A 15,916-nucleotide genomic window follows, 5' to 3' on the forward strand; every position below is an offset into this window, starting at 1 on the left:
ATGAGCTTGGCGGCGTGCTTTGCTTATCCGAGTTGTGGCTGAGCCCGCTTCATAATGGCTTCACAGTTGACTGAGGTTCCCAGGGTGCCGAGATTCAGGGTGCCATTATGGACAATCCGGGAGCCTACATAAGCGGCGGCAATATCACTCTCACCATGCTGAATCAACACCGCAGCCTGCAGCGCAATGGCCAGCTTATCGACCACAGTACGAGAGCGATATTCCAGCGTACTAGTGTCAGCAAACTCAGCCTGCAGGTCGAGCAGATACTGATCGTAGGCCGGATACACACCAACGGCTCGTTTTAACTCCGCCATAAAGGCATCCACCACTGCTGGCTCTTTAGCCATAGCACGCAAGACATCCAGGCACTGAACGTTACCGGACCCTTCCCAGATGGCATTGACCGGCGCTTCGCGATAATGCCGCGGCAGTACGTTATCTTCGACATAACCGACACCACCAATACACTCCATCGCTTCATAAATAAAATGCGGTGCCCGTTTACAGATCCAGTATTTGCCCACCGCGGTTGCTATGCGGGCAAACAGATTTTGTTGTTCGTCATCGAGATTATCCAGCGCATGCCCGACCCGCATGGTCATCGCCAGCGCGGCTTCTGATTCAAGCGCCATATCCGCCAGTACATTCTGCATCAGTGGTTGCTGATGCAGGTTGTTACCAAAGGCACTGCGGCCGGAAGTATGATGAATCGCCTGAGACAGGGCACCACGCATCAGTGATGCTGACCCAACCATACAATCGAAACGGGTCATCGACACCATTTCAATAATGGTACGTACTCCCCGGCCTTCATCGCCGATCATCCAGGCATAAGCACCGCGTAATTCAATTTCTGACGATGCATTAGAAATATTACCCAGCTTATTTTTCAACCGTTGAATATACATGGCATTTTTGCTGCCATCCGGACGCCAGCGTGGCATCAGAAAACACGACAAACCTTTTTCGGTATACGCCAGGATTAAAAAAGCATCACACATCGGCGCCGAACAGAACCACTTATGACCCACCAGCTCATATTCTTTGCCGTTACCCAGTTCTTCGGTTAATGGATAAGCCCGGGTGGTGTTCGCACGCACATCGGAGCCACCTTGTTTTTCGGTCATGGCCATACCAATAGTGACACCTTCTTTTTCGAAGAAAGGTACGTTACGGCCGTCGTATTTTTTCGCCACGATTTTCGGAATCCACTGCTTCGCCACTTCTGGCGAATATTGCAGTGCCGGTACCGCAGCAAAAGTCATGGTTAGCGGGCAGCCGGAGCCGGAATCCGCCTGATTGTGCATATATTCCATCGCAGCACGGGCAACATGAGCACCTTGTTTAGCATTTCCCTGATCATCTTTTTCCGTCCAGGGTAACGAATGTAACCCCGCTTCAATCGCGCTGCTCATTAACTCGTGATAAGCCGGGTGGAACTTGGCTAAATCGATGCGCTTACCAAACCGGTCGTGCGGATAAAAAGCAGGCTTATTTTCGTTAGCCAGGAAACCGGCCTCGATTAAATCGCCACCGGCCAGTGCACCGTATTGCTGCAAACGATCTTCCGCCCACTCTCCGTTAAAGGCCCGGGTCCAGTATTGCAATGCCAGATCACTGCGATAAGCATTATAGTTTTCCAGTGCCGTTGGCTGGTTAAACACCGGGTGAGTCTCCGCTGCCGCTTTGTGTTTTTCGACATCAAATTCCAGTTCCGGATTCATAAGCCTGTCCCTTCGTTGTTTATTTATTATTAATGATGAGTTGCCCCAACCGTACGCAGGCACAACGCATTAAGTTCACTGATTAATTGTTGCGGGTCGTCGATCGGTTGCAGCGCCGACGCCTTATCTCGCCGTAAAAACAGCGGCCCGATTAACGACTCCGCTAACATTCCGACCAGAGCCGCCGCGGTTAATGCCGGCTGCTGCTGAGCAAATTCTCCCGCCGCCATGCCATCCCGAATCAAATCCTCAAAAATTTCAGCATAAGCCAGCCGATATTTCAGCCGCTCCTGCTCCACCCTGGGATCGACCGGCTCAGCAATTAATGCATAAGCCAGCCTCGGGCCTTCTAATGCCCGCCGGGCAAACACCGTTAAACCGGCCAACAGGCGTTCAGCGCAGCTGCTGTCTGTCTGAGTCGCCTGGTACACCATCCCGACTTCATGCTCAGTGGCGTAGCGAAACACCTCCGCGACCAGTTCTGCCTTATTCGGGAAGTGGCGATAGATACTGCCCGCCGCCACTTCAGAACGCTGCGCCACAGCGGCGGCAGTCGCTGCAGCAAAGCCCCCTTCAGCCACCAGATCACGGGCCGCTTTCAGCAGACGCTGGCGGGTATGGGCCTTTTTAGCCCGGGTATGTTCGGTTTCTCGGTATGCCACTGGGTTAGTACATCTGACTTAGGATCAAACAAGTGAATCATGATTCATTTTTATGCGCAACCAACAAATGAATGCAGATTCACGATTCAGGGGGTAGCATGCCTTAAAAGTAATATTCTCAACCCACAGGCAGCAGAGATGAGCGAGCTGAACCAACACTGGAATCAGGTTTTCGATAACAAACAAGGTGAGCAGCTGGGCTGGTTTGAAGACGATATCAGCCAGACAGTGAAGTTTATCGAACAAATGTCTCTGGATAACCCCAGCCAGATTTTTATTCCCGGCGCCGGTACTTCCCAGCTTGTGGATAAACTTTATAACGACGGTCATCAGCTGTTGTTAAACGACTTAAGTGATTCGGCATTATCCCAGTTGCAGGAGCGCCTGACCCAGGACCACGACCGGGACAATGATGCGGAATATCTGGTGCAGGATATCAGCCAGCCATTAGCCGTAGACGCCAACTCCATCGATGCCTGGATTGATCGTGCGGTTCTTCACTTCTTACTGGATGAACATGCTATTCAGGGCTATTTCGACAACCTGAAAGCTGCGGTTAAACAAGGGGGTTACGTTTTATTAGCTGAGTTCAGCAAACAGGGGGCTAAAAAGTGTGCCGGGCTGGACGTACATCAGTACGACCTGGAAGAAATGCAGCAGCGATTGGGTGAGGATTTTCAGTTAATCGCTGCTGAAGCGTTTGAGTTTATTAACCCGTTTGGTGATTCACGGCCGTATATTTATGGTCTGTTTATCCGCCAGTAAAAGCATCTTTAAAGCGTTTTTTCAGCCACTCTGTTAAGCCACTCAATCACTCGCGGATAATCAGCCGCGACACCTTTGCCTTCGGGTGTCGCCACAATACAATCCAGCTGACAGGCAACGGCAATATCAGCTAACGTCAGAGAATCCGCCACTAAGTAGTCCTGGCCGTCCAGCCAATCGGATAAACAGCAGAAGTGTTTTTTAAGGTCGGATAACACATCCGCCAGAGACTTGCGGCCAATTCCCTGAGCATTGGCTTGTCTGGCGATCATATCCGGAGCCACCATTTTACCAATGGCAGCAAATAACGCGTTATCCTCTTTCGCCGCCAGGGCGCCGTATTGCGCGCGGTTAGACGGCACCACAAAGCGCAAGTACAGCTCATTGAAATACAGCGACTCATCAGCCCAGTCTTCAAAAAAATGCACCAGCGCCGCTTGTTTCTTATCCGCTGGCAATAACGGCTTCTCAGGATACTGGCGCTCCAGCTCAGCAATAATGGTGGAAGAATCGGCGATATTTGTACCATTCAGGCTTAACACGGGGAGTTTGCCAATCGGCGACAGTTTTTTCAGATAGCCAAACTGCACTTGCTGCAGGGTGATATTGTCTGTCTGATAATCCAGTCCTTTGTATTTAAGCACCCGGCGAACTTTGTCGCAAAACGGTGACATGTCAAACTGATGCAGAATAATGCTCATATTATTATTTTTCCCATAAATATTTCACCAGGCCGGGGCCATATCAACGTTTTATACTGTCGAAAGAAAAGTGCGCAACAATCAGGTTTACTTCACCATGGCGGGCAACCTGTTTTACCCAATACCACACCAGCAATCCCAATATCAGATTCCCCAATGCTGCCCCCAGCAATAAGCCGCTGTAACCCGCCAGCCAGCCACCAATAAAGGCACCCGGTACATAAAAAACAAACAACCGCACGGCATTCAGCATCATAGAGTGCACTGGCTTATGTAATGAATTCAGCGCGGAGTTCACACACAACACAATCCCCATCCCCAGATAACCAATTGGCAGCCAGTGAAGAAAAGCAATAATGGTTTGTTGTACCTGACTGTCAGCGGAGAACAAACCTGCCAGCAGATCTGCTGCCAGCCAGAAGAACACGACAATCGCACCCTGTAATATCAACAAAAAACGAAAGCTGATTAACAGCGCGCTGAAAATACGGTCGTCTTGCTGAGCACCATGATTCTGCGCCACAAACGTCGGTAACGTTGAGGTCAGAGCCAGAATCACCAGAATGGCAAACGGTTCCAGCCGCATACCAACACCAAAACCGGCAACCGCCGCTTCGCCCAGCGGGGCTACCATCATCAGCAACACAGCGCCGGCCACCGGCACCATCATATTGGTAGCCATGGCCGGAATGCCCAGCGTCATCATACGTTGCCATAACTGTTTGATATCGTCCCAGCCCATGCCATGAGAACTGAGAAACCCGGAACGCCGCTGACGCGTCATAATCACAGCCAGCACCAGCAACCAGCACAATGCACTGGCCAGAGCAGCACCACCCACACCCATCGCCGGCACCGGGCCCCAGCCAAAAATCAGCAGCGGGTCCAGCGCGGCATTCAGAATCGCCGATACCAGCATCATTTGTGACGGCAGTTTGGTATTGCCGATGGCCCGCATCGAGCTGTTCTGCACCATCATCAGCAACATCACAATGGAGCCGGGCCACCAGAACAACATAAAGTTCCAGACTTCAGGCAGCAACTCCTCGCGGGCTCCCAGCAGACGGAATAACGGGTCGTTAATCAGCAACCCCACCACACTGATGATCAGCCCCAGTACCAGACTCAGTAACAAGGCCGCCATCGCTGCCTGTTTTGCCTGCAGCTCATCACCCGCGCCAAACGCCCGGGCAATCACTGCCGAGGCGGCAATCCCCAGGCCGATCGATAGGTTCATAACCAGCATGGTGACGGGTAATGCAAAGCCCACCGCAGCCAGAGATTTGGTACCCAGCAACGAAATAAAATAGGTGTCCACCAGCTGGAAAAAAAACACCGCCATGATGCCAATGACCATAGGTCTGGTCAGCTGATACAACACTTTATCGACCGGTGCGGTCAGAATCGCTTCTCTCAAAATATTTTCATCTCAGCGCTTGAATCGGAGGCTTACTGTACCTCAGTTACCGTCCTGGCCCCTGGTGTCTTTATGCCAGACAACGAACATAGCGTTGCGTAACAGCAGCCAAGGTTATGTAAAACCTTGTTTAAACGCCACGCTACAGCGTTGCCAAGCATTTCCTGCCCCGTTACCCTAGCGCCCTGATCAGGTATATCAAACAATGATGGATTGAATTTATGCGCACTTCTTTTTTAGCCGTCCTGCTGCTGAGCAGCCCGTTGGCAGTGGCCGCCGAAGACACCAGTGAAGCACCCTCCGCCTGGGATGGCTCTGCTGAACTGGGTTTTATCGATACCTCAGGCAATACCGACACACAAAGCACCAACGGCGCCTTTAAGGTGAAGCACAAGGGTCAGCAGTGGGATAAAGCCCTGAAACTGACCGCGCTGACCAGCAAAGAAGACGGCGTAACCTCGAAAGAAAAATACAACGGCGAGATCAACCTCGACCGTAACTTTGATGCCCGCTCCTACCTGGCCATTACCGGTACCCAGGAACGGGCGCGTTTCAGCGGCTTTGAATACCAGTCTACCGCTTCGGTGGGTTATGGTTACCGCGTTATTAACGAAGACAAAATGAAGCTGGCATTTGAGGCCGCACCGGGTTATCGCCGCGACAAACTGAAAGAAAGTGGTGATATCAACGAAGATACCATCCTCAGAATCGATGCGGACTTCAGCTGGACCATTCAGGAAGGCGTGGAATTCACCGAAGAGTTTGTTGCCGAGCTGGGAGAAGAAAACTCCACTTATAAATCGGAAACCGGGCTGAAAAGCCAGATCAACGGCTCGCTGGCCACCAAGCTGACCTACAAAATCAAATACGTTGACGAAGTACCACCAGAAAACAAAAACACCGACCGCGAGTTTGGTGTCACTCTGGTTTACAGCTTCTGAGAACCATCAATGGCCGGTGCCACCGGCCATTCATCTGCTCTGGCGCCGGTACTCACCGGCCGCTGCTGGGCAACAATCATCAAAGTCTGACAATCACCATTCAACGGAAGTCGTAACTACCGGACACGACAATCCGTACTACTTACGTAAAAATACCAGTATCATTTCTGACTTTTCGAGACCGCGATTATTTTCGTAACAATCTCTGTGCTAAGCATAAGGCGTCTCTTAATCATCCATCCTGGAGTTATTTATGACTGACACAACGTCTGCGACCGATGTGGTCATCGTTGCCGCAACCCGTACGGCTATTGGTTCTTTTGGCGGCTCGCTGGCCAGCGTATCCGGCAGTGATCTGGGCGCTACGGTTATCAAAGCGTTACTGGAAAAAACCAGCATTGCCCCTGAACAGGTCGATGAAGTGCTGTTAGGCCAGGTACTGACGGCTGCCTGTGGTCAGAATCCGGCCCGCCAGGCCGCTATTAAAGGCGGTTTGCCGGACACCACGCCGGCGATGACCATCAACAAGGTTTGTGGTTCCGGCCTGAAGGCCTTACACCTGGCGGCCCAGGCGATTCGTTGTGGCGATGCTGACCTGATTATCGCCGGTGGCCAGGAGTCCATGTCGAATGCCGCACATGCCCTGCCAGGCTCACGTAACGGCCAGCGCATGGGTAATTGGAATATGGTCGACACCATGATTTCCGATGGTTTGTGGGATGCCTTTAACGACTATCACATGGGTATCACTGCCGAAAATATCGCCGACCAATACCAGATCGGGCGTAGCGAGCAGGATGAATTTGCCGCCGCATCCCAGGCCAAAGCCGTTGCCGCAATCGCAGCCGGAACCTTCAAAGACGAAATCACCCCGGTGGTGATTCCGCAACGTAAAGGTGATCCGGTTGTCTTCGATACCGATGAAAATCCACGTGCCGGTACCACGGCCGATAAACTGGCCGGTATGCGCCCGGCGTTTAAAAAGGACGGTTCGGTCACCGCCGGGAATGCGTCATCACTGAACGACGGTGCTGCGGCTGTCATGTTAGCCAGCCGTGCTAAAGCCGAAGCACTCGGCCTGCCGGTATTAGCCACGGTTAAGGCATATGCTAACGCAGGGGTAAATCCGGAAATCATGGGCACCGGCCCGGTACCGGCAACCAAAAAGTGTCTGCAGAAAGCGGGCTGGAGCGTGGCCGATCTGGATCTGATCGAAGCCAATGAAGCCTTCGCGGTTCAGGCGTTATCCGTCAATAAAGGACTGGAATGGGATGCCGACAAGGTCAACGTAAACGGTGGAGCCATTGCCCTGGGCCATCCGATTGGTGCCTCCGGCTGCCGTATTTTGGTTACTCTGCTGCACGAAATGATGCGCCGAGATGCAAAAAAAGGCCTGGCAACCTTATGCATCGGCGGTGGTATGGGTGTTGCGCTGGCGATTGAACGCTAGCCGACCGTTTAATCGCTGTCTGCAGTCGCTGGTATTCTGCTTGCCAAACGACTGTAGACAGCACCGCCCTGTGATACAGTAACCGACCTTACCACCTCAATCGCCACAGGTATTCGCTTGAACCACTCATCTTTTTTATCGGCATTACATCAGGATTTCCAACTGGCTGATGCTGACGGGATCACCCTGACTCTGAAAGAAGTTGGCGATTGCAAAGAAAACGCTAAATGGCAGAGCTTCAGCGTGTTATTCAGCAGCCCGGACGTATTACCCCAGGCGACCTATCAACTGCACAACCCAACACTGGGTGATATTGAAATTTTCCTGGTGCCGATTGGTAAATACTTTCCGGACTCTGACGAGCTGGTGTACGAAAGTATCTTTAACCTTGCGGCAGACGAGACATAAACCAGTAGACTCCGACGTCTTTTTGCTGCTGAAAACCCAGCCGCTGATACAAGTTCAGCGCCGGATTATTTTTTTCCACATGAATGCTAACCGCTTTATGTGCCTGATCGCCGGTCTCGAGAATCGTCTTCAGAATTTTCCCGCCAATCCCCTGACCACAAAATTGTGGTAACAAAGCGATATCAACAATACGAATTTCGTGGTCACTGTTATCCAGATACAAACGTCCGGCTGGCTGATGATTAACCACAATGATCTGACGACTGGCTTCGGGGTAATGGACCCGGTAGTGCTCTGTTTGCGCGTCAAACTGTTGCTGTAAAAATTGCAGCCGCTGCTGGTCTGTCCAGGGGGCCTGCTGCATTTCCTGCCAGCGGGTGGAAATATAAAGCTCGGTCAGAAAGGGATAATCGCTATCGTCAACCGCACGCAGAGAATAATGAATCATAAATCGCTTCAGGCTCTCGAAGGATAAATCCCCACCAACGCCACAATAAAGTTCAGACACAAAGCGGGCTGCACGGTTTTGGATTGCACAAAGGCGGCTGTTGTTTGATTAAGGGCAATCCCCCGCTCAATACTGAATCCGGATTTTACCGTCGTTGTTGGTGATAGCTGAGCGTCATCCGTTCCGCCTTTGCTACCTAACCTCACCTCGGCTAAACCCGGGCCATTGCCCGCATGTACCGGCATTCTGCCACGCATATCCGGCAGGCCAAACGTTGTACGGCCATCCCCCCCATAAGTGGTGCCGAATAAACTGAATAACGCATCATTTTGCGTAATAGCTAATAATTGACCATTACACAACGCCCAGCCGCGCGGCGCAAAGTTTCCGGCGAACATACGGATTTCGCCCACAAAAGGTTCAGACATAAATACTCCTCAGTTACGCGACGGGAATAACCCCTGCAAGGCAATGCAGAAGTTTACGGCGCAATAAGGAGCCGCCAGTACTTCTGTGGCTGCTCCGCTGTACAGCTCTGTGCTGCTTGAACGGCTGGCCAGGTCGCGCTCGACCGTCAGACTGTCGACAACATCAGTTGCCACAACCGTGTGATCGCCGCTAATCGTTTTGCTGCCCAATGCATGCTCAGCATCCCGGTGGACCGGCATGCGACCCCGCATATCGGGTAATGCAAAGTCGCTGCGACCATCACCGCCGTAAGTGGTACCGAGTAACGCATACAATGACTGATTCTGGTTAATCGGCAGAATCTGACCATCACACAAGGCCCAGCCTCGCGGAGGAAAATTAAATCCTACCATGCGCATTTCTGCTAAAAATGGTTCTGACATATCAACTCCGGCTCGGAAACAGCCCTTGCAGGGCAATAATAAAATGAACCGTTAAGGCGGGATGACCATTACTCACAGCCGCCTGGTCGGCAGCAGACAAATTGGCAGACTTTGTCGTGGTTGAATGTCCCAGTCCACGATCTACCGAATCGACGGACATAACCGCATCGGCCGCACCAACCTGAAGCGGCGTATTACTAACCTTTTCGCCCAGTCGCCGGCTCGTTAAACCGGGTCCGGAGCCAAAATGCATCGGCGTACGGCCGCGTAAATCCGGTAATCCGAAGGTTGTACGACTGTCACCACCATAGACAATACCGAGTAAACTGAACAACGCGGTATTCTGAGCAATGGGCAAAAGCTGACCATCACAAAAAGCCCAACTGCGGGGGGCAAAATTTCCGGCAAACATGCGGACTTCTGCAATAAAGGGTTCTGACATCAAATAATTCCTTAAACCGTCACCAGCAACGTACCATCCGCCGTTACAGTCAGGTACTTCAGTGACGACGCGGTATTAAGCTGCCGCGAGTGAATCGGCTGCCCATGTAAAAACATCAGCAGGTTTTGCTGATAGCGATCCAATACAACAACCTTATTATTGCTGGTTGCCATCACCCGGTGTCCATCCGTTATCTCACCCTGACCATAACGATATAAAAGGTGACCACTGCTATCCCAGACACTGATCTGTAACGACCCGGATTCCAGGATATGTAAATGACTGTCTGAGGTTGTCGCCGCCAGCGGCGCGGATAACCCGGCAATAAAGTGTTCAAACCCGGTATCCGGCCGATATTGCCAAACCCCTTGTGCAGCGCTGTCCAACAACCACAGTTTATCGCCCATAAAACCGATATCCATGGGTATTAATACGCTATCCGGCAATGGTATCCGGTACAGAAACCGCGTCGCGGTAGAAAACACATCAACACAGTGGTGAGCCCGATCCAGAATATAAATCTGGTCGTTATGTAACGCAGCCGCCATATAATTAGGCCAGCTATCCGGCCGGCCAGGCAGCTGATGACTGACTGTCAGCTCCTTCAGCTGTCCCCGACGCTCCAGCACAACACGTCGGCCGAACTTCCCCAGATACAGCGCCAGTTCTTTGCCAAGCGCAATCACCCGTTGCTGCTCGTTAATAAGCAGGTCGTCCTGCTGCCACCGTTCAGGCACGACCCGCGCCTGAACCTGCGGCATCGCCAGCAGCGGATAAGCAACACAACTGTTTCTGATAAACTCTCGGCGTTTCATATCGCACTCCACGCCTAGTTATTATCTGTCGCGCAGGTTAAATAAATTTCTGCCGGGGCAACATCCTGTCCATTACTGAAAATTTCACAGCGGGCATTCCAGCTGGCAAAGTCAGCGGCATCGGGGCCGGAGTGATACAGGTACTGATTTTTTGCACACCGGGCACCGGCTGTCAGGATAATTTTTCCCGCCTCACAACTGCAGCTATATACACCAGTGCAGCTTTTACGGCTCAGCAGGCTGCTGCTGACAACACCGGCTGGCCCCTGTGGGCCGGGCACGCCAGGCACTCCCTCAGGCCCCGGAATACCCGGATCACCTTTGTCACCTTTCGGACCGGCAGCACCCGGATCGCCTTTATCACCCGCGTAACCACGGAATCCGCGAATCCCCCGCGGGCCTCTTAACCCCTGTACGCCCTGAATTCCGGGCTCCCCCTGTGGCCCGGTAGCACCGGTATCACCTTTCAGTCCGGCTGAATCACCCACCCATTCTCCCAGTGCATTAATCACCGGAATGTCATTACCGTTTTCATCTTTGATACTGACCGAGCGCGGAGTGATATTACCATCGACGTTATCGCTGACAGCAGAGCGCAATGCGAACGGTACACTGTTCAGTGTTAACCGTGGCGTCAGTTCCGAGTCTGAACCAATCTGTATACCGATAACACGTCCGGAGCCAGTGAACGCATCAGCAGGAAAAGGGTTATTTTCCGCAGAGCCTAACTCAACTGAATAACCGCCGTTAACAAACTCAACCGCCTGCACTTCGGTCCACACCACAGGCATAGCGCTGCCGCTGGGATCAACATAAGTACCACCATTTTCACTGTAAATGGTTGACGTTTGATCCGTTGCGTACAGGGTAAAGCGCACCTGCTCAGTGCCACTCAGCGGCTGGTCTGAAGCTTTCAGAGTTGCAGCCCCGGACAACTGAATCGCCTGAGGTACCTGAGCAAATGCCAGGCTGGTGACCATAAAGGCCGCGATCATTAACAGAGTTTGCCGGCACATGCCGGCATAACAGAAGAGTTTCATTATTGTGCCTCTCCCTGAGGACGGTAAAGCGGAGAAATAGTCGCGGTTACAGCCGTTTTATCATTAGCTGCAGAAATCGCCGGAACCGTATCAAGACGCGCACTCAGACGATAATTTTCGGACTTCATATTGAGGAACGGATTATGGTTGCCACTATCCGGGGCGGTTGGCTTATCGGCACTATTATTTGCACTGCCGTTATTGTTGTTATCACCAAAGCAGCCTGTCAGAGCCATAGCCACAACAGGTAACAAAACTGAGCTGATTTTGAACACAATCCCTGTCCTTCTGATCAAGATTTGTGCACATCCTACAGCAAGTCACACTTTGTTACATCTTACATCTGATCAAAATATAAACTGAATCTTTGTTCATTCGTCGCTTGCGGCTTTTGCCATAAAAAACGCGTCACTCTGGACGCGTTCCTGATGGCTTTACGCAGGTCTTTGCTCAGGCCTGAGCAAATTGCGGCCGCTCAGCCAAATCATCGTCACCTATCATATCCCGCTCAAAGTTCAGGGCTGCGGCCAACAACCAGAAATAGCCGTTCAGTTCTGCCACCTCCTCATAAAAGCGAAAGTACGCCGGCTTAAAAATTTCTTTATCAAACACAGCTCCGAGTAACAGCAGGCCCATCGACACCATAGAAAAAATAAAAAAACGACTGTTTACGCTTTGCCATAACAGCGCAACATAAGCCCGGATATTACGGCTCAGAAACAATATCAACGGCAACCAGATCAGTGCCATCAGTATCTTAAATCCCGTGCCATCCACCAGGTAAATCAGCCAGTCAATTCCCGACTGTTTAACGCTCATTTCACGGACAAAAAAGCTGAAACACAACAAACTGGCGGTCAGTGCCAGATGACGCAGCAAGCGTATTCGCCGGGTGGTTAAACCGTCCAGTGCAGACCACTGGGAACGCCAGAACAGCCTCCCGGTTACCAGCAATACCAACAACTGCAGATGCTCCATCATCTGGTTTTCGTCATAAAGAATATCCAGCCCCTGCGCCATAACCGACCAGGCCAGCACCACAGATAAGGCCAGAGCAGAACCCAACACCCAGCGATTCTGCTGCCTTATCACATCGACAGAAGATTGAGACATAAGCACCCCAAATTGTTGCAATAAAACCATGCTATACCGCTATTAAAAGCAAAATTAACAGCAATAAAAGCAACAATTTAATGCAACAATTCACACAATCGTCGTAATACGATGAATAGCGGAGGTCACAGCGTCTGGCTCGGCCAACAGCGAGCGGCCCAACAATTTATTTATCTGATGGAACAATCATAGCGAGCCGATTTATTTTGTTGCTGATGAGTTTTCGGGCACACTGCCGGAATCTTTCGCACAGTTGAATTATGTATGTGTCTGATTACTTTTAGCTGGCAGCCAAGCGCGCCCAAACGACTGATACTGGCAGCCAATCGCGACGAGTTTTACCAGCGTCCGACCCGGGCAATGATGGAATGGCCGGAGCATCCGGGCTTATACGCCGGCAAAGACCTGCAGCAGGGTGGCAGCTGGCTGGGAGTCAGGCAGCAACGCTTTGCCGCCTTAACCAATATCCGGGCTCCGGGCCAGGAGCCTGACAAAGCTTTATCCCGCGGCCATCTGGTGACGGACTTTCTGACCTCCTCGCTACCGGCTGCACAATGGCTACAGCAACTGGCAGAATCTGCGGCGCGTTACGGCCTGTTCAACCTGCTGTGTTATGACGGCGAGCAACTGTGGTATTGCCACAACCATCCTGACTTTTATCAACAACCATTGGATCCCGGCTTGTACGCCCTCAGCAACGCACACCTGGACACCGCCTGGCCCAAAGCCGAAGACGCCCGGCAACAACTGGCACACTGGCTGGAGCAAACGGAGCAAGACGAGTTACCGACCCGGATCCTGAACCGCTGCCAGCCTTATCCGCCCCAGCAATTGCCGGATACCGGTGTACCACCGGAGTGGGAAAAATTATTATCCAGCCAGTTTATTCAATCCGCCGTGTACGGTACCCGCTGTTCTACCGGACTGATTATGGAACAGCACTGCGTCCGGCTGGAAGAAATCAGCTGGGGCAAAGGTATGACGGAGCAGCAACGGCAACGGTACCATTTTCCGATTTGACAGAAATTCGACGAAATTCAACAAGTTACACAAATCACCTGTAACTTGTTGATATAAATGAAAACTTCGCCAGCAAATGCCTTTCGGGTTGCAGATGCTTACAAATTTCCTCAGCCAATCGCGCGATTTGAATCACATTTTATCCAATCACCGTCCATACTTTCGGTATGGATATGTTACCCCCCACACCACAAAAACACCGGGCTGTCGGCGCTACAGGATGGATTGCCATCTTCTGTATGGCGTTGTTGTTTGTGGCGCTGGCGGCCAGCATTAACACCAAACCCTACATGCCACCCAAGGTGGCGCAGAAGTACATGGAACACTGGCTGATCGAATCAGCCCGCCGGGTCGCCGGTGAAGTGCGGCTTAAACATGTGCGGTCAATAGAACCTTTTTATCTGCGCCGTGATTACCAGCCGGTGTGGATGGACAGCTATGAACTGACCAAAGCCGGTAAAGAGTTATTGCAGGTATTACGTGAAACCGCCGCCGATGACTGGCGCAATTATGGTTATGAACTGGCCACCCTGGAACGTGAAACCAGCCGCTTGTCGAACATCCCGAAACAAGCAACAGCGGTTGAAGTTCTGCTCACCGATGCGTTTGTGACTTACGCCAAACAATCGTTAAATGCCGAGTTATTACCGGATACCGGCGAAGGCGACCACCCGATCCGCAAAGTTGGGTTAACCAACAGCAACAAAGCTGAAATCAGTGAAGAACAGGTCGTTGACCTGCTGAATCAGGCCATTCAGAACGACCAGCTGGACAATCTGGTAGAACGTTTAACTCCAAACCATGCCGGCTACCTCAGCCTGCGCCAGGAGCTGAATCGTTATCTGGCGATTTCCAACTCCGGGCGCTGGTACCCCCTGCCTCAGGAACTGCGGTTACAGCCCGGTGAACGTCATCGTCTGGTTCCTCACCTGCGCTGGATGTTAGGCCAGTATGGCGACCTGCCGAAAAGTGCGTTGTCATGGTTATTTAAAGATGGCAAGGAGCGTACAGAAGCACCCTCGGAATACGCTCAATATGATCTGCGCAAGCCGGAGTTCCTGTTTGATGACGCCCTGGTACAGGCCATCAGAAATTTTCAGCAGCGCCATAGTCTGAGTAACAGCGGCGCATTGGATGAAAAAACCTTGCGTCACCTGAATGTTGCCCCGTATCAGATCGCCCAGAAGATTGCATTGAACATGAAGCGCTGGCGCCATTTACCGCAGCAGCTGGGACAACGCCACGTCATGGTCAACATGGCGGACTACCACCTGACGCTGAAAGATGGCAACAGCACCGAGCTGGAAATGAAAGTCATCATCGGTAATCTGCAACGTCGCACACCGGTTATGGCACAACAAATCAGCACACTGGAACTGGCACCGACCTGGTCGGTACCACATCGTATTGCGGTTACCAGTCTGCTGCCCAAACTGCAGCGCAACCCGGGCTACCTGCAGGAAAAAGGTTATCAGGTGATTCAGCATATTAACGGCATCGACCAGTTTGTGGATCCGAAAACCATCAACTGGAAAAAACTCAGCCCCCGTTATTTCCCTTACCGTCTGATTCAGAAAGCCGGCAAACTGAATGCTCTGGGTACGATCAAGTTTTTGTTCCCCAACGACAAGGACATCTATCTGCACGATACGTCACAGCCACAACTGTTTAATCTCGACAAACGGGCTCTCAGCTCGGGGTGTGTAAGGGTCGAAAAACCCCGGCTGCTGGCGGAAAAATTATTACGCGGCCAGCAGGGCTGGTACCGCTCTAATATCGACAGTGCGATCGATCAGAACCGCACCACCCGTATCCGCCTGCAGGAAAAGGTGCCGGTATATCTGATGTACTGGACCAGCTGGGTGGATGACGACGGCATTTTGCAAATGCGCGACGATGTGTACAAGCGGGATCTGATTGCTGGCCTGGCGCCGGTAAACCCGGCCGTCAGTTTGTAAAGCAGTCACTGCAGTTACACTTCCCCAACTGTCATTTGTAACCCAAGGGACATTTTCTCAACCCTCCGACCAGGAACACCAACGGCAGCACAGTTCCTTTAGGCATACTGCCGCCATAATCGGGCGTTCTTATCAAATCACCGGAGTTGGAGAAAATA

The 15,916-nt window shown here is 51.8% G+C and carries 18 protein-coding genes; 6 read left to right on the forward strand and 12 right to left on the reverse strand.

Annotation, left to right across the window (positions count from 1 at the left end; genetic code table 11):
* Positions 1-23 precede the first annotated feature (23 nt).
* Entirely contained in the window at positions 24-1,727 is a 1,704-nt protein-coding gene (locus ACFOMG_RS17245) for an acyl-CoA dehydrogenase family protein (protein ID WP_376868493.1), read from the reverse strand.
* A 29-nt stretch (positions 1,728-1,756) separates the two neighbouring features.
* Positions 1,757-2,389: a TetR/AcrR family transcriptional regulator gene (locus ACFOMG_RS17250; RefSeq protein ID WP_376868495.1), complete on the reverse strand. Its 633-nt coding sequence runs from the start codon at positions 2,387-2,389 to the stop codon at positions 1,757-1,759.
* Between the two features lie 138 nt (positions 2,390-2,527).
* On the opposite strand from ACFOMG_RS17250, the gene ACFOMG_RS17255 reads away from it, so the two are divergent.
* Complete coding sequence (locus tag ACFOMG_RS17255; RefSeq protein WP_376868497.1) at positions 2,528-3,154, forward strand: class I SAM-dependent methyltransferase; 627 nt, start codon at positions 2,528-2,530, stop codon at positions 3,152-3,154.
* 8 nt (positions 3,155-3,162) lie between these two features.
* Here ACFOMG_RS17255 and ACFOMG_RS17260 read toward each other — a convergent pair whose 3' ends face one another.
* Both ACFOMG_RS17260 and ACFOMG_RS17265 read right to left on the reverse strand, forming a co-directional pair.
* The gene (locus ACFOMG_RS17260) at positions 3,163-3,855 is read right to left on the reverse strand and encodes a glutathione S-transferase family protein (protein ID WP_376868499.1); all 693 of its coding nucleotides are present in this window, start codon (positions 3,853-3,855) and stop codon (positions 3,163-3,165) included.
* Between the two features lie 43 nt (positions 3,856-3,898).
* Complete coding sequence (locus ACFOMG_RS17265) at positions 3,899-5,272, reverse strand: MATE family efflux transporter (RefSeq protein ID WP_376868501.1); 1,374 nt, start codon at positions 5,270-5,272, stop codon at positions 3,899-3,901.
* A 221-nt stretch (positions 5,273-5,493) separates the two neighbouring features.
* On the opposite strand from ACFOMG_RS17265, the gene ACFOMG_RS17270 reads away from it, so the two are divergent.
* The 3 genes from ACFOMG_RS17270 to ACFOMG_RS17280 all read left to right on the forward strand — a co-directional run bounded on the left by ACFOMG_RS17270 (position 5,494) and on the right by ACFOMG_RS17280 (position 8,071).
* The gene (locus tag ACFOMG_RS17270) at positions 5,494-6,213 is read left to right on the forward strand and encodes a DUF481 domain-containing protein (protein ID WP_376868503.1); all 720 of its coding nucleotides are present in this window, start codon (positions 5,494-5,496) and stop codon (positions 6,211-6,213) included.
* 253 nt (positions 6,214-6,466) lie between these two features.
* Positions 6,467-7,663: an acetyl-CoA C-acetyltransferase gene (locus tag ACFOMG_RS17275; RefSeq protein WP_376868505.1), complete on the forward strand. Its 1,197-nt coding sequence runs from the start codon at positions 6,467-6,469 to the stop codon at positions 7,661-7,663.
* 117 nt (positions 7,664-7,780) lie between these two features.
* The gene (locus tag ACFOMG_RS17280) at positions 7,781-8,071 is read left to right on the forward strand and encodes a DUF6916 family protein (protein WP_376868506.1); all 291 of its coding nucleotides are present in this window, start codon (positions 7,781-7,783) and stop codon (positions 8,069-8,071) included.
* Here the strand turns inward: ACFOMG_RS17280 and ACFOMG_RS17285 are convergent.
* From ACFOMG_RS17285 to ACFOMG_RS17320, 8 genes are all read right to left on the reverse strand, one after another.
* A complete protein-coding gene (locus ACFOMG_RS17285) occupies positions 8,046-8,519 on the reverse strand; it encodes a GNAT family N-acetyltransferase (protein ID WP_376868507.1) in 474 nt (157 codons plus the stop codon). The two genes, ACFOMG_RS17280 and ACFOMG_RS17285, sit on opposite strands and share 26 nt — an antisense overlap.
* An 8-nt stretch (positions 8,520-8,527) precedes the next feature.
* On the reverse strand, positions 8,528-8,947 hold the full coding sequence (locus tag ACFOMG_RS17290; protein ID WP_376868509.1) for a phage tail protein: 420 nt from the start codon (positions 8,945-8,947) through the stop codon (positions 8,528-8,530).
* A gap of 9 nt (positions 8,948-8,956) precedes the next feature.
* Entirely contained in the window at positions 8,957-9,370 is a 414-nt protein-coding gene (locus tag ACFOMG_RS17295; RefSeq protein WP_376868510.1) for a phage tail protein, read from the reverse strand.
* Between the two features lies 1 nt (position 9,371).
* Entirely contained in the window at positions 9,372-9,812 is a 441-nt protein-coding gene (locus ACFOMG_RS17300) for a phage tail protein (RefSeq protein WP_376868512.1), read from the reverse strand.
* A gap of 11 nt (positions 9,813-9,823) precedes the next feature.
* Complete coding sequence (locus ACFOMG_RS17305) at positions 9,824-10,627, reverse strand: hypothetical protein (protein WP_376868513.1); 804 nt, start codon at positions 10,625-10,627, stop codon at positions 9,824-9,826.
* A gap of 14 nt (positions 10,628-10,641) precedes the next feature.
* Positions 10,642-11,667 (reverse strand): hypothetical protein, encoded by a 1,026-nt coding sequence (locus ACFOMG_RS17310; protein ID WP_376868515.1) that lies wholly within the window; start codon positions 11,665-11,667, stop codon positions 10,642-10,644.
* Entirely contained in the window at positions 11,667-11,903 is a 237-nt protein-coding gene (locus tag ACFOMG_RS17315; protein ID WP_376868516.1) for a hypothetical protein, read from the reverse strand. The genes ACFOMG_RS17310 and ACFOMG_RS17315 overlap by 1 nt, the downstream gene beginning before the upstream one ends.
* Before the next feature lie 214 nt (positions 11,904-12,117).
* Positions 12,118-12,780, reverse strand: a complete 663-nt coding sequence (locus tag ACFOMG_RS17320) for a hypothetical protein (RefSeq protein ID WP_376868518.1) — start codon at positions 12,778-12,780, stop codon at positions 12,118-12,120.
* A gap of 264 nt (positions 12,781-13,044) precedes the next feature.
* On the opposite strand from ACFOMG_RS17320, the gene ACFOMG_RS17325 reads away from it, so the two are divergent.
* Together ACFOMG_RS17325 and ACFOMG_RS17330 are read left to right on the forward strand one after the other, a co-directional pair.
* On the forward strand, positions 13,045-13,800 hold the full coding sequence (locus ACFOMG_RS17325; RefSeq protein ID WP_376868520.1) for an NRDE family protein: 756 nt from the start codon (positions 13,045-13,047) through the stop codon (positions 13,798-13,800).
* Between the two features lie 173 nt (positions 13,801-13,973).
* Complete coding sequence (locus ACFOMG_RS17330; protein WP_376868522.1) at positions 13,974-15,758, forward strand: L,D-transpeptidase family protein; 1,785 nt, start codon at positions 13,974-13,976, stop codon at positions 15,756-15,758.
* Positions 15,759-15,916 lie beyond the last annotated feature (158 nt).

Origin of the sequence: Bacterioplanoides pacificum (genome assembly GCF_042648445.1) — a bacterium.
GTDB classification, from domain to species: Bacteria; Pseudomonadota; Gammaproteobacteria; order Pseudomonadales; family Oceanobacteraceae; genus Bacterioplanoides; species Bacterioplanoides pacificum.

Bases quoted from the DNA above. Each gene is read 5' to 3' on its own strand.
- ACFOMG_RS17245 (WP_376868493.1), bottom strand. From the start codon at position 1,727: ATGAATCCGGAACTGGAATTTGATGTCGAAAAACACAAAGCGGCAGCG.
- ACFOMG_RS17255 (WP_376868497.1), top strand. From the start codon at position 2,528: ATGAGCGAGCTGAACCAACACTGGAATCAGGTTTTCGATAACAAACAA.
- ACFOMG_RS17260 (WP_376868499.1), bottom strand. From the start codon at position 3,855: ATGAGCATTATTCTGCATCAGTTTGACATGTCACCGTTTTGCGACAAA.
- ACFOMG_RS17270 (WP_376868503.1), top strand. From the start codon at position 5,494: ATGCGCACTTCTTTTTTAGCCGTCCTGCTGCTGAGCAGCCCGTTGGCA.
- ACFOMG_RS17275 (WP_376868505.1), top strand. From the start codon at position 6,467: ATGACTGACACAACGTCTGCGACCGATGTGGTCATCGTTGCCGCAACC.
- ACFOMG_RS17285 (WP_376868507.1), bottom strand. From the start codon at position 8,519: ATGATTCATTATTCTCTGCGTGCGGTTGACGATAGCGATTATCCCTTT.
- ACFOMG_RS17290 (WP_376868509.1), bottom strand. From the start codon at position 8,947: ATGTCTGAACCTTTTGTGGGCGAAATCCGTATGTTCGCCGGAAACTTT.
- ACFOMG_RS17295 (WP_376868510.1), bottom strand. From the start codon at position 9,370: ATGTCAGAACCATTTTTAGCAGAAATGCGCATGGTAGGATTTAATTTT.
- ACFOMG_RS17300 (WP_376868512.1), bottom strand. From the start codon at position 9,812: ATGTCAGAACCCTTTATTGCAGAAGTCCGCATGTTTGCCGGAAATTTT.
- ACFOMG_RS17305 (WP_376868513.1), bottom strand. From the start codon at position 10,627: ATGAAACGCCGAGAGTTTATCAGAAACAGTTGTGTTGCTTATCCGCTG.
- ACFOMG_RS17310 (WP_376868515.1), bottom strand. From the start codon at position 11,667: ATGAAACTCTTCTGTTATGCCGGCATGTGCCGGCAAACTCTGTTAATG.
- ACFOMG_RS17315 (WP_376868516.1), bottom strand. From the start codon at position 11,903: ATGGCTCTGACAGGCTGCTTTGGTGATAACAACAATAACGGCAGTGCA.
- ACFOMG_RS17320 (WP_376868518.1), bottom strand. From the start codon at position 12,780: ATGTCTCAATCTTCTGTCGATGTGATAAGGCAGCAGAATCGCTGGGTG.
- ACFOMG_RS17325 (WP_376868520.1), top strand. From the start codon at position 13,045: ATGTGTCTGATTACTTTTAGCTGGCAGCCAAGCGCGCCCAAACGACTG.
- ACFOMG_RS17330 (WP_376868522.1), top strand. From the start codon at position 13,974: ATGTTACCCCCCACACCACAAAAACACCGGGCTGTCGGCGCTACAGGA.